Raw genomic sequence first — 13,689 nt, forward strand, 5'->3', positions numbered from 1 at the left:
CGGGGTTGGAAATCAGGCGCAATTTATTGAATTATCTCTTTGCTCGCCAATCTTCAAAAAGGTAGATCGCCAACAATCCGCTGACGTTTTTGATGAGGCGTTTGGCTTCGTCAGGGCGGGCAACGTAGGTGTGGATGAACTCACCTTCGCCATAATGACCGCCCTTTTGCATGTGATAGGCATCGATTTCGGCGCGGTCCATTTCGATTTCGCAGGAGAAAAAGTAGCCCGCCTCATCGAGCAAGCCCGGGGACGAGTAAAGCCTTTCGGGATTGTGGAGGGTGAGCCATTCCTTTTGAATGGTCATTCCTGTTTCTTCGCTGACTTCGATCAAAGCCACGTCATAGGGGTCGGCATGGCTGTCACACATCCCGGCAGGATGCTCGTAAAATAAGGCGCCATTGGCGACACGTCGCTGACAGACAAGGAGTTGGAATTCCTCGCGTGTTTCGCGGTCGATCAGGCAGGTGAGTACCGAGACGAAATTTCCGCGCAGCATGACGATCGGCAACAATGGATTGCCTTCGGGGGCTTTTGCATCCATTTTGACCAGCGAAAACAGGATTTCTCCGTTGCGCTTGCGGATGGTGCTGAGTTCCTCCAGTCCGTGGAGGGAAACGCCGTTGGCTTCGAGGTCTGCGGACCAAGTCCGGTATTTGAGGCTATCCTTGAGATCTTGCATGGGGGGAAATTAGGAATTTAGAATGGAGAATTGAAAATTGAAAATGGAGAATTGCGAAGCATATCACGTCAATAAACCCGAAGGGTTCAGCGCGGCTAATTGAAAATGGAGAATGACTGTATCTCCTGGAAATTGCCATTCACTTTTTAGTGCTACCCAATCCTCTGAATTGGGCGACTTCGGTTCGTGAATTCCGGTTCAAACCAACCTTCCAATCGCCTTGAATTTTTCGAAAACACGCTCGTTGTGAGGAGCATCGGGTAATTCGTCGGTGAGATCTTGGCCGGCCCAGTGCTCGTAGTGTTTGCCGTTGCGCCACATGCGGCTCTCCGTTACGTCATAGATCACGCCTTGGTAGGCGACCCAGATTTCGTCGCGGTCTTGGCCATTGCGCAAGCCGAGTTGTGAGCGCGTGTAGATCGGTAGTTCCACGGGAAATGAGAAATGAGAAATGACATCGGGAAGGGAGTAGTTAGAAAGTAGCAGTTAGCAGTTGGGATAGGGAAACTTCTAACCGCTAACTGCTAATTTCTCATTTCTAATTTCTCATTTCTAATCTTCAAAACAACGTATTGCGCGATTTGCACCGCATTGGTGGCCGCACCTTTACGCAGGTTGTCGGCGACGACCCAGAGGTTCAGTGTTTTAGGCTGACTCTCATCCCTTCGGATGCGGCCCACGAAGACCTCGTTTTTCCCTTCGGCATGCAGCGGGGTAGGGTAGAGGGCTGTCTTCGGATCGTCCCGCACAATCACACCGGGCATCGTTGCAATGAGTTTTTTGGCTTCGTCCAGGTCAAATTCGGTATGGAATTCGACGTTGATGCTCTCGCTGTGGCCGCCTTTGACGGGTACCCGAACCGTGGTCGCAGTGACGGCAATTTTGGGGTCACCGAGGATTTTGCGGGTCTCGTGGACCATTTTCATCTCCTCGCGCGTGTAGTCGTTCTCCAGAAAGACATCGCAATGCGGCAAGACATTGAAGTCGATTTGGGCCGGATAAACTTTGGCGCCATCGACGCCATGGCGTTCGTTCATCATCTGTTCCAAAGCGGCTTTTCCGGTGCCGGTCACACTTTGATATGTGCTCACGACGATCCTGCGAATGCCGTAAGCCTTGTGCAAGGGTGCCAAAGCCATGACCATTTGGATGGTCGAACAATTGGGATTGGCGATGATTTTGGCGTCGCCGATGGCTTGGGAATTGATTTCGGGAACCACCAATGGCACGTTGGGATCCATTCGCCAGGCAGAAGAATTGTCAATCACCACTGTGCCCACTGCTGCAAATTGAGGTGCAAATTCCTTGCTCGTGCTGCCACCTGCCGAAAACAACGCGATGTCCGGACGTTTGGAAATCGCGGTTTCCATGCCCACAACGGCATATTCCTTGCCTGCGAATTGGATTTTTTGCCCGATGCTCCGCTCGGAAGCAACCGGAATCAATTCGGAAATCGGGAACTTTTCTTCCTCCAGAACTTGGAGCATCACCCTGCCCACCAAGCCGGTGGCGCCAACAACTGCAACTTTCATGATTTAAGGTTTTCGTAGCCTCGAACTTCCGTTTCTTATTCGTAAATTCAAGGCGTAAATATACGGAAATTAATGCTGCGTCTGCGCTTTGTACTGCCTTGGTTGCTCTGCTGTCTGTCCAGTTTCGGATACGGTCAATTCACTGACAATTTCAGTGATGGCAACTTTACGGCCAATCCTGTCTGGAGTGGGGACAATACCGAATGGGAGGTGCTCACGCAGCGCCTCCATTTGAACGGTCCCGCCGTTGCCAATACGACCTCCCACCTGAGTACGCCTTCGACGGCGATTGAAAATACCACTTGGGAATTTACCGTGGATCTTGTGGGTACAACTGCAGGCGGGAGTTTCGTGGAGGTGTTTTTGACTTCAGACCAAGCCAATATCGAATCCAACACCGCCACGGGTTACTTTGTGCGGATCGGAGATGCATTGGATGAAATTTCATTGTTCTATTCGAATTCTGGGGCGAATTCGAAAATCATTGATGGGGCGGATAATCGAATTGCAGTTACCAATCCGCATGTAAAGGTGACGGTGACACGCGACTGTGCCGGACTTTGGACCTTGGTGATCGACACGAGCCCCGGAGGCACAAATCCCATTACCGAAGGTACAACCACTCACACACTTTCGACTACCTCTTCCTTTTTTGGCGTATTGACCACCTACGCGACCGCCCCCAGAAATACTTGGTGTTTTGTGGACGACATTTCGGTGACAGCGACGACTTGTCCAGATCTGATTCCCCCAACAGTCCTCACCGTGGTTCCAAATTCGGCGACAAACGTCACGGTGACATTTTCAGAAAGGGTCGGTTTGGCGACAGCAGAAAATGCATCCAATTACCTGTTTAACTATTTGTTTAATCCTGCAACGGCGACCATTCGGGTAGGGGATTCGACAAAAGTGGACTTGGATTTGGGAGCGAATAGTCTGTCCAGTTGTGGGATCGACTTCGTCACAATTGCCAACGTTGCAGACAGGGCGGGCAACATCATGGTGCCCGACACACTCAATTCGACCTATTTTTTGCCGGGAACGGCAGTTTGGAAATCCGTAGTGATCTCCGAAATCATGGCGGACCCATCACCGACGCCCAACTGCCTTCCTGCATTCGAATTCATCGAGATTCACAACCGCAGCAATTTCCCGGTTGACCTCAATGGCTGGAAAATCTCCGATCTCGGTCCCGGCATCACGATCATCAACACAAGCTATCCGCTCTGTCCAGGTGAATATGCCATTCTTTGTGCGCCAACAGCCAATTTCACGGGGTACAACAATGTGATTCCTGTGACCGGACTTTCCTCGACATTGCTGAACAATACCGGTGACAACCTGGGTTTGCGCAGCAATGCGGGCGTTTTGGTGGATTCCGTGGAATATCTGCTTTCTTGGTATCAGGATGCGATCAAGGACGATGGCGGATGGTCATTGGAGCTGATCAATCCGAATGATACTTGTTCCACGAATTCCAATTGGATTGCCAGCAATGACGCCTGTGGCGGGACGCCGGGCCTGCAAAATTCGGTTTTCTCCACGATTCCGGACACATCTGATCCCGTGATCACCTCGATTTCGGTGATGGGTGCGAGCAATTTGTTGGTTTGTTTTAGCGAACCGGTAGTGCCTGCCATCGCCAATATTCCGACGAATTATTTCGTGAACAACGGCCTGGGACAGCCCATTTCTGCGATTGCAGCTCCGCCATCGTTCAATTGCGTGACCTTGCTTTTCGCTTCGCCGATCGATACAGGTATCGTTTACACCCTCACGGCAACCAATATCGCCGATTGCAATGGCAACAATGCGCCCACTTCCGGAACTTTCATGATTTCTGGTACTGCTGCTGCCAATGACGTGATCATCAATGAGATATTCTTTGATCCGGACATCAATGCCACCAACTTGCCCAACGTCGAGTACGTGGAATTGTACAACCGGAGTGCCGATGCCTTCGACTTGGCCGGATGGAAATTCCGGGACTCGGGGACGCCACAGACGCTGGGGAATTATTTGTTGTTACCCGGAAGCTATGTGATTCTCTGCGATTTGGCGGATACCGCATCCTATTCGGGACTTCCTTATCTGGGCTTGCTCACTTGGCCTTCGCTCAACAATACGGGCGATAATCTAGGGTTACGCGACAGCTATGGCAGCCTCGTCGACAGTGTCGAATATTTGGACACCTGGTACAATGACCCCAACAAATCGGCTGGTGGCTGGTCGATCGAGCTGATCAATCCGGGCGATACTTGCAATGCAATGTCCAATTGGGCTGCTTCCGTTGATCCGGATGGCGGAACTCCAGGTGCTGTCAACTCTGTGTTTTCGACGGTTCCTGATACAGATCCTCCGCATTTGATGTCCGTTACCGTTGCCGGACCGAATTCCGTGACGGCCTGTTTTGATCAGTCTTTGGATCCCGTTTCTGCTGGAACTTTGGGAAATTATTCCGCGAACAACGGTTTGGGTACGCCTTCGAATGCATTTGTGGGTGGCACAGGAAATATGTGCGTGACCTTGGTCTTTGCATCACCGATCGATACCGGAACCGTTTATACCTTGACCGCAACCGGCATCGAGGATTGCGCCGGAAACTCCACCACCAACACCGGAACATTCCTCATTTCGGGCGAAGCGAATTGGCGGTCGGTCATTATCAATGAGATCTTCTTCGATTTTGATACGACCGTAACGAATTTGCCAGCGGTGGAATATGTCGAATTGTACAACCGCAGTAGCACGCCATTTGACCTCGGAAACTGGAAATTCAGGGATTCGAGTTCGACCAAGACCCTCACCGGCTATGTACTTGCGCCTGGCGACTACGTGATCCTTTGCAAGGAAAGTGATACTGCCGCCTACACCGGCATCCCTTATTTGGGACTTTCTTCCTGGCCTTCGCTGAATGACGGTGGGGACAATTTGGGATTGCGCGACCAAGCCGGAAATTTGGTGGACAGCGTGCAATACCGCGCGCCCCTTTGGTACCATGACAGCAACAAAGACGGGGGCGGATGGAGCATCGAATTGATCAATCCCGACGATTCTTGCAATACCGTCACCAATTGGGCCGCGAGCAATGACCCCGATGGCGGTACACCGGGTGCGATTAATTCGATTTTCAGCACGGCACCTGATCTGACAGCACCACAAATCCTGTCGGTGACGGTTACCGGGACGAATTCGGTGCAAGTCTGTTTTGACGAAGGACTGGACATCGCCACGGCCAACATGGCCGGCAATTATGTGGTCAACAATGGCTTGGGAACCGCCGCAACTGCCACGTTGATCACGCCAGGAAATACCTGCGTCAATTTGACCTTCATTCTCCCGATCGATACCGGTACGATTTATACCTTGACTGCGACGGGTGTCGAGGATTGCATCGGCAACAACGCTCCGACGAACGGAAATTTTGTGGTGAATGGTCCTGCGCCGTTCCGTGCGTTGTTGTTCAACGAGATTTTTGCCGATGAATCGCCACAAATCGGCTTGCCGCCGAATGAATTCCTTGAATTGCACAACCCCTCCGCCACGGCATGGGACTTGAGCGGATGGTCCATCCACAATGGTGGTCGCCGCGTGATCGGCAGCTATGTATTGAATCCAGGTGGTTATGTCGTGCTGTGTGACGATGCCGACACCGCAGCATTTGCCGGCATTCCTTATGTCGCGGTGGCGAGTTGGCCTGGATTGACCAATGGCGGTGATCAATTGGGTCTGCGCGACAACTATGGCAACCTTGTCGACACCGTTGCCTACGACATTTCCTGGTACCAAGATCCCAACAAAGACGACGGCGGATGGTCATTGGAATTGATCAATCCGACGGATAGCTGTGCGCAGTTGGGCAATTGGATCGCTTCGAATGACACCTCGGGTGGCACGCCGGGGCGCCTGAACAGTGTGTACAACAATTCGCCCGATACCACTCCGCCGACATTGTTATCGGTGACGGTCATCGACAGCAACCACGTCGAACTCTGCTTTGACGAAACGATGGATGTGTCGGCGCTTCAAAACACAGCCAATTATTATGTGGATTCGATGGCCGCGCATTTCCCGTTATCGGCAACCGTTTCCGGAATCGGCAATGCATGCGTCACTTTGCTGTTGCCCGAAGTGATCGATACAGGGGTGATTTACACCGTCACGGTGACGAATATCAGGGATTGCAAAGGCAATTTGGCTGGTCCATTGACGGGGCAGTTTGTCCTCGGCGGCAATGCCAACCGCTATCAAATTGTGTTCAACGAAATTTATCCAGATGAAACGCCGGTCATCGGTTCGCTGCCGGAAGGTGAATTTGTCGAGCTGTACAACAATGGCCCGAATGTCGTTTCGCTTGCAGGTTGGACCGTTACGGACCGCAACGATACGGGCACTTTGCCTGCATTCAACCTGTTTCCCGGCGGGCATGTGATTTTGTGCAGCAGTAGCAATGTCGCTGATTTCGAAGTCTTTGGAGATGCGATTGCGGTATCGGGCATGCCGGGATTGAACAATTCAGGAGACAGTCTGGAGCTGTATGATGCCACCGGGCAACTGATGGACCTCGCTTACTATGACTTGGGATGGTACCATGATCCATCCAAGGAAGATGGCGGATGGTCGATGGAGCGTGTGGATCCTGCCTATCCGTGTACCAATGGCGACAACTGGCGCGCGAGCACCGATGCCAACGGCGCAACTCCCGGCACTGTCAACAGTCAAATGGGAACCTTCAGCGATGTTGAGGCGCCTTCGGTACTGAGTGTGCAGACGACAAGTCGTTCAACGGTGCGCGTATTCTTCTCCGAATTGATGGATGCCGCTTCCTTGAACAATCCCGCCAACTACACGATCGACAACGGAATTGGTGTCGCGACGGCCGTGACTGTGAACGGCAGCCTGCCGTTTTCCGTGGATCTTGCCTTCGGCGTGCTGATGGATACCAATACAGTTTATTGCCTGAGCGTTACCGCAGTTGAAGATTGCCCTGGGAATACCATTTTGACCCCGAATTCGACCTGTTTTGGCATTGCGGACGAAGTCGCCGTGGGTGATTTGATCATCAACGAGATTCTCTACAACCCCTACACCGGCGGTAGCGACTTTGTCGAATTGTACAACAACAGTGACAAGATCATCGACATTTCGACGGTTTACATTGGTGAAATTTATCCTGAAACCGATTCGATTTTCAACGGCAAACAGGCGAGCACAATGCCAAAGATCATCCTGCCGCGGTCTTATATTTGCTTGACAGGCGACAAGGACAGTCAGGTGATGACCTATTTGCCGAGCGACCCGAGCACGATTTTTGAGATGGCGAGTTTCCCAAGCTATGACGATACCGAGGGCGAATGCGTGATCTACACCGATTCGAATGAGGTTTTGGACCGTTTTGCCTATCTCGATGATTGGGCTTTCCCCAATCTCGACGACAAAAATGGCGTTTCACTGGAGCGATTGGATTTTGATCGACCGACGCAGGATCGCAACAACTGGCATTCGGCGGCGAGCACGGCACTCTACGCGACACCGGGCTACAAAAATTCGGAGATATTGGTACCTGAGGGCGATGCCGAGGTCTGGTTGCAGCCAGAAACCTTCAGCCCCGATCAAGACGGATTCGAGGATTTGATCAGCATCAACTATCACTTCACGACGCCAGGTTGGAATGTGCGCGTGACGGTGTTTGACAACAAAGGTCGCCCCGTGCGAATCTTGCAGGAAAACACGCTCATCGGCACGGATCAAGGTACCTTCACTTGGGACGGCACGACAGATGGGTTCCACAAGGCCGATGTCGGTGTCTACGTGATCCTGTTTGAAGCCATGAATCCCAGCGGTGGCGAGAAGAAGAAGTTCAAGCTCGGTTGCGTATTGGCTGCGAAGCTCTGAAAAGGAGCTGAATAATACGCAGGTTTGCGGAGGCTGATGGGCTGGTTTGACGGCTTTGCCTGATGCTACTTACATCCAAAATTCAATTGGCAACGCTGTCCACCTGCGGAGGATCTCCATTTTCAATTGCTTACGCGAACCCTTCGGGTTTGACTTCGTCGATTGCTTCGCAGTTCTCCATTCTCAGTTCCTTTTCCGGAGTTGCTTCCGGCGCATCGAATGGGTTTTTCTTCATTTTCTTGGCGATAAAGGCCATTCGAATGAAATCTGGAGTGAGCTGTGTAAGGTAATAGCTGAGCCGATTGAGTGCACCCGGAACGATAAATCGCTTCTTTTTGAATGCTTTTTTCAACGTGATGGCTACGACTTCTTCAGGTTCGAGGGCGACAATTCTTGCCAAGGGCCCTGCCGTTTCAATCCTTTCCCTGATCGCAGGGCTGGTTTTGACCCCGCTGGGACAAACGACGCAAACATGGACATTGCTGCCACGCAATTCCCATTCAGAGGAAAGTGAAATATAGGTCAGAAATGCCTTGGAAGCCGAATAGGTTCCTTTAAAGGGCACAGGAAAAAAGCTCGCTTGACTCGAAATATTGATCACATAAGCCTGCGGTTGCCGTTGCAACATCGGCATCAACCTGCGCATCAGGTAGTAGGGCGTGAGCATGTTCAGGTTCAGCATCGCACGGTGCTTGTGCATATCCGTTTCATGAAACGGGCCCACGGAACCCAAGCCGGCATTGTTGACCAGCATGGACACGTTCAATCCTTGCTTTTCCACCCAATCCATCACCTCATCTACCGCATCGGAATCTGCCAGGTTGATTTCCAGCGTGCGAACTTCCACATGGTGTTTTCCAGCAAGTTCCATTGCCAATTCCGGCAAATCTTCGCCAGCCAAAGAAACCAACGCAAGGTTGTAGCCCTGCCTTCCCAATTCATCGGCAAATGCCTTTCCGATCCCGCGACTCGCGCCTGTGATCAAAGCATAACCTTTTTGCTTTCGCTCCATTTCTACCTATTTGGATCAAATTCGCTGAATTCCAGCAAATTGACCGGTTGATTTCCAAAAGTGGACGACGACCCAACGCATCCACATCAAAATTATCATTTCCAGCAGAATTCGAATGCAAGTATGACCTTTTTCAGGTTTTATTTGATGCGACCGGCTTTGCGTTCCGCTTCCAGCCATTCAACGGTCTTCCGAATGCCCGTTTCGTAGTCCATCGGGGCATAGCCAAGTTCTTGGATAGCCTTATCGCTGGAAACAGGCCAGGAATAACTTGCCTTGCGCAACCAAGCCCGCGTGAGGATCGGTGCTTTTCCATTCAACTTTGAAACCAAAGCGGCAATTCCAGCCAAAAATCCAAGCAACCAATGGGGGATGGCAAGGGTGGTCGTATGCTTGCCGGTCACCTTTTCAAGTGCGGCAAATAGGTCCAGAAAGGTCACATTTGCGCCTCCGAGAAGGTAACTTTGGCCACTTTTCCCCTTCTCCATTGCCAGCAGCATACCATCCACGATGTCGTCGATGTGGACAAAATTTGCGAGCTGCTTCTTGAAGCCGGGGTAAACAGCAATCTTTTTGGTAAGGTATTGATGGATGAGCATAAGATAGCCATTTTTCCGCTCGAGCGGGCCAGGGCCATAAACCCTTGTCGGATTGACCGTTACAATGTGCATGCCGTCCAAAACAAACCGCAATGCCCGTTCGTCGGCCATGGCCTTCGAACTTTCATAAGCAATAAAGTAGTCGACCGTGCGGATATGGTCCTCATTTACAGGGTGTATGTTGTCTTGATCGGGTGGGCCGATCGGACCTGCTGATGAGGTATTGAGGACTTTGGAAACCCCAGCCTCCTTGGCTGCTTTGAACACATTCACGGTGCCAACGACATTGACCGTGTAAAAGTCACGAAAGTCAGCTGCCCAGTCGGTGGAAAGCGCCGCAAGGTGATAAACTTGGTCAATGCCAGCCATCGCCGCGCTCAGGGAGCTGGAATCTCTGACATCCCCTTTGACTTCCACAATTCCTGGGTATTGCAAATCCGGGTTTTCGCCCATTCTACGCACGAGTGCCCTTACTTCGTGTTGCTCGTCGGCCAATCGCCTTGCTAACCTTACGCCAAGAAATCCATTGGCTCCCGTGATCAATACCTTCATTGTAGCCCTGCAAAATCAATAAACCTCATTCCTCCTGCAAATCTAGGCCAACAATTTCGGTATCAAAAACCATTTCAGATTTGTTGCCCCGGGTTGCAGTTGCGCCCAGTTCTGAATATTTGCCTCGAGGCAAACCATGCCTGACGTTGGAATCACGATGTTTGCCTGCATTTGAAGGAGGTAAACCGTCAATTGCTCGAGAATCGGATTGTGTCCAAAAATCATCACGCTTCCAACATTCTCCGGAAGGGCTTGCAACATGCTCATAATGAGCCCATGGCCTGCTTCATAGAGTTTTGTCTCCACACGAATGGGTTGATGGAAATTGATTTCCCTTGCGACCGCCTCTGCGGTTGTACGCGCACGCACAGCAGAAGATGAAAGGATCAGGTCGGGCTGAAATTCGAGCTCATTCAAGGCCTGTCCCATGCGCGGGGCATCCAGTTTGCCTCTCGAATTCAGCGGCCGATCATGGTCTGACAAGCCGGTAGCCCAATCACTTTTGGCATGGCGGGCGATTACTATAGTTTTCATGGTCTTATTCTCCTTTTGGCCGATTGGCGGCTCCTGCGATTGATCAGCCAAATATAAAAAAGAAAGCCCGGCATTTGCCGGGCTTTCTTTTTAAGTGGACTGAAGTCCAAATTATTTTACCACCACGACACGCAAGTGGCTCTGATAGCTGCCTTGTGCATTGGTGAAGTTAGCCTTCACCAGGTAGATTCCGGCTGGAAGTGCCTGGGTGTTGAATTCGACCTCGCCTTGACCAGCGCCAAACTGGGAGTTGGTCAACTGTGCGACCGGACGTCCGTCGATGCTGTAGGCATTGAGGGTGACGCGGGTAGCTTGTGGCAAGTCAAACTTGATCGATGTCGAGGCAACGGCAGGATTTGGAACAGCCTGAAGCTTGATTCCGCTGCCTGCTACGACTTCTTCCGGCTTCGCTACGATGGTCGAGGACTTCCATGCACCGCGACCGTAGGTTGAGATAAATACCGTGTTATCAGGAGAATAGCGATAATTGTTGATATCGGTAAATTCCATGTACCATTTGCGAATGACGATGTCGGTCACAGGAACGTTGCCGATTGCGCTTCCTTCGAAGGTCCAGCTTACGCTTCCGTTTTCGTAGTCGCTCGTGGTGGAGTAGATCCCTTCTTCGGTGCCGAGCAAAATCGCCCTGTTGCTGGCATCAGGGTGGAATGCGGCAGAATGCACAGGAAGGTTGGCTTCCAAGTTACCTTGGAGGCTACGCCATGTCGGCGCAATTGCCTTTGCATCATTGGTGATGTAAACACGGTCATCCCCGTTTGCAAAGCCACCGAAGGTGACGATCACGTTGTTGCTGTTGGTCGGATCGACTTCAATGTCGGTGATCCAACGGCGAGGAAGCGTGCCGCCATCGATGCGTACTACGTCGGTCGTGACGCAGAAGCTCTCAGGACGGTGTGCACCGACAAGTCTAAAAACATCACCATTGTTGGTGGCAACATAGGTATTGTGCTCGGCATCATTGGAGGAAGTGATCGCAGTGAAATACTTCCTTTTACCGCCGGGAAGATTCTGCGTGATCAAGTCATCGGAAACCCTGTTCCAGGTAGGAACGGAGTCAATGCCGCCAAATGGATTTTGGCACATCCAAATAAAGTTGCCAGAGGCCAAGAACACGTACATTGGCGTATTGAGGATCGAAGTATCGTTGCTCAAGCTGCCGGCAGGGATGTATTCATCAAAGCAGAAAGGCATGATAGGTGCTGTGGAACGATCATATATACCGCCACCACCGACGGATAGCGTTGCGCGGTCGATGATCATCGAGTCAGGAGCGACGCCCCAGCAGGAATTGACAGAGTCAACCGGGAATCCATAAAAGTCTTCAAACGTTGCGCCCTGTGTGAGCGAACGTTGCACACCACGATCTTCAGCCTTGGCAACGACGAAGTTCTCTGGCATAATGGTAGACCAGCGTGCCAAACCGCCACCGGTCAACGAAGCTGAGTGGATGTCGTTGTATTGCTGATTTTCTGGTGCTGATGACCCGTTGTTGTGTGCGGAGATTCCGTGGAAGCGGTCGGAAACAAGGACTTTGAAGCTTGGGGATGGGCTGATGCCGTACAGGTGGGCATTGTTAAAACCTTTGGTACGGAAGGAATAGGAGTCTCCCAAGTCACCTGAACGCACGATTTCGTGGTCGGTACCGACATACATCACCGAGTCAGCGTTGGGATCAAATGCCATGGCAAGTTGGCCCAATGGCACGTAACGGGTGCTAAAGCCTGGGACAAAGCTATGTGATGCAGCGTCGATCCAGCCATCTACATTGCTGTAACGGTACATTTTTGTGCCACCGATGAAGACCACGTTTGGATCGACTGGCGGAACAGCAAGGAACATGGAATAAAGTCCTTTGTTTTGGAATGGCTTGAAAATCGCCGACTCATAAGGCGAAATTCCAATCCAGGTATAGCCATTGTCCACCGACTTCCAAACGCCAGTGCAGTTACCTGTAACGTCATTGGCACCGGTCAGGTAGATGATATCAGGGTTGGAAGGTGCAACGGCAACGGCAATACGATAGCCACCGATGCGATTGTTAGGAGCGGCTGTGCCCACTGGAAACGTGGAATTGATGGCAGATCCAAAAGTCTGTCCACCATCAGTAGAGCGGTAGAGCGAGTCTTTTGTTGCTGCATACACCACGTTGTTATTGGCAAATTTTGCCTCTGTGATGATGTTGTTCATGAAGTAAGTGGTGCCGGTTGCTTTGGTCACCGTGCCAAGATCGGCATTGTCGCTCCAATACAGGCCCTTGAGGGAGCCTACGAGCGTGCGACCACCTTTGGTCGCAACGGTTTGGATGGACATAAAGTCGCCGCTGTAGCGCACTGAGCTGTTGTTCCAAGTTCCATTGTTGTGGCTCCAAGTAGCGCCACCGTCGTTGGAAGAGAAAACGCCCTCGCCAGGCTGACTTGAAGCCTTGAGAAATCCATTTTTCAGGGTACGAATGGAGTCAACGCCCCAAGTGCCACCCCAAGTGGATTCAGGTCGGAAGTAGTAAGCTTCGCCTGTTCCGACATAAATATTACTTCCGTCGACTGCGATACATGAAACCGCAAGGTTCTCAGCCAAACCGCTGACCATGCTCCAAGAGGAGCCACTATCGGTCGATTTCCAGAGTCCGCCACCAACGGATCCAGCCCAAACGTTGCCGCTGCCGTCCACAACAATGGCACGAACGTGGTTACCGGTGTTGTTTGGGCCGATTTCTTCCCAAGCAAGGTTTAGTTGTGCTACAGCGACGTTGTTGCCAAAAAACAGCAATGACATCGCCAAAGCGAATAAAATGGTCGATCTTCTCATAATTCCCAGTAAATTTTTGCCTACAAAAACTGTCAAAAAAAGCAATTTAATATGAGG

8 protein-coding genes are annotated in these 13,689 nt (G+C 51.4%); 1 reads left to right on the forward strand and 7 read right to left on the reverse strand.

Annotated features, from left to right (window positions below; all coding sequences use genetic code 11):
• Window positions 1–31 precede the first annotated feature (31 nt).
• From IPN95_29735 to IPN95_29745, 3 genes are all read right to left on the reverse strand, one after another.
• The gene (locus IPN95_29735; protein MBK9453494.1) at window positions 32–682 is read right to left on the reverse strand and encodes an NUDIX domain-containing protein; all 651 of its coding nucleotides are present in this window, start codon (window positions 680–682) and stop codon (window positions 32–34) included.
• 198 nt (window positions 683–880) lie between these two features.
• A complete protein-coding gene (locus tag IPN95_29740) occupies window positions 881–1,114 on the reverse strand; it encodes a cytochrome b5 (protein MBK9453495.1) in 234 nt (77 codons plus the stop codon).
• A gap of 92 nt (window positions 1,115–1,206) precedes the next feature.
• Window positions 1,207–2,214, reverse strand: a complete 1,008-nt coding sequence (locus tag IPN95_29745; GenBank protein ID MBK9453496.1) for an aspartate-semialdehyde dehydrogenase — start codon at window positions 2,212–2,214, stop codon at window positions 1,207–1,209.
• A 72-nt stretch (window positions 2,215–2,286) separates the two neighbouring features.
• Between IPN95_29745 and IPN95_29750 the strand changes: the two genes are divergently transcribed.
• The gene (locus tag IPN95_29750) at window positions 2,287–8,109 is read left to right on the forward strand and encodes a lamin tail domain-containing protein (GenBank protein MBK9453497.1); all 5,823 of its coding nucleotides are present in this window, start codon (window positions 2,287–2,289) and stop codon (window positions 8,107–8,109) included.
• Window positions 8,110–8,239: 130 nt separating this feature from the next.
• Here the strand turns inward: IPN95_29750 and IPN95_29755 are convergent, their stop codons facing one another.
• From IPN95_29755 to IPN95_29770, 4 genes are all read right to left on the reverse strand, one after another.
• Window positions 8,240–9,121, reverse strand: coding sequence for an SDR family NAD(P)-dependent oxidoreductase (locus tag IPN95_29755; GenBank protein MBK9453498.1), 882 nt, complete (start codon window positions 9,119–9,121; stop codon window positions 8,240–8,242).
• A gap of 140 nt (window positions 9,122–9,261) precedes the next feature.
• Window positions 9,262–10,272, reverse strand: a complete 1,011-nt coding sequence (locus IPN95_29760; protein MBK9453499.1) for an NAD-dependent epimerase/dehydratase family protein — start codon at window positions 10,270–10,272, stop codon at window positions 9,262–9,264.
• Window positions 10,273–10,314: 42 nt separating this feature from the next.
• On the reverse strand, window positions 10,315–10,806 hold the full coding sequence (locus IPN95_29765; GenBank protein MBK9453500.1) for a histidine phosphatase family protein: 492 nt from the start codon (window positions 10,804–10,806) through the stop codon (window positions 10,315–10,317).
• 111 nt (window positions 10,807–10,917) lie between these two features.
• Window positions 10,918–13,632 carry a T9SS type A sorting domain-containing protein gene (locus tag IPN95_29770; protein MBK9453501.1) on the reverse strand — a complete coding sequence of 905 codons (2,715 nt, stop codon included), beginning with the start codon at window positions 13,630–13,632 and terminating at the stop codon, window positions 10,918–10,920.
• Between the last annotated feature and the right edge of the window lie 57 nt (window positions 13,633–13,689).

This window comes from Bacteroidota bacterium (genome assembly GCA_016718825.1).
Lineage (GTDB): Bacteria > Bacteroidota > Bacteroidia > J057 > JADKCL01 > JADKCL01.

Bases quoted from the DNA above. Each gene is read 5' to 3' on its own strand.
- IPN95_29770 (MBK9453501.1), bottom strand. From the start codon at position 13,632: ATGAGAAGATCGACCATTTTATTCGCTTTGGCGATGTCATTGCTGTTT.
- IPN95_29750 (MBK9453497.1), top strand. From the start codon at position 2,287: ATGCTGCGTCTGCGCTTTGTACTGCCTTGGTTGCTCTGCTGTCTGTCC.
- IPN95_29760 (MBK9453499.1), bottom strand. From the start codon at position 10,272: ATGAAGGTATTGATCACGGGAGCCAATGGATTTCTTGGCGTAAGGTTA.
- IPN95_29755 (MBK9453498.1), bottom strand. From the start codon at position 9,121: ATGGAGCGAAAGCAAAAAGGTTATGCTTTGATCACAGGCGCGAGTCGC.
- IPN95_29745 (MBK9453496.1), bottom strand. From the start codon at position 2,214: ATGAAAGTTGCAGTTGTTGGCGCCACCGGCTTGGTGGGCAGGGTGATG.
- IPN95_29765 (MBK9453500.1), bottom strand. From the start codon at position 10,806: ATGAAAACTATAGTAATCGCCCGCCATGCCAAAAGTGATTGGGCTACC.
- IPN95_29735 (MBK9453494.1), bottom strand. From the start codon at position 682: ATGCAAGATCTCAAGGATAGCCTCAAATACCGGACTTGGTCCGCAGAC.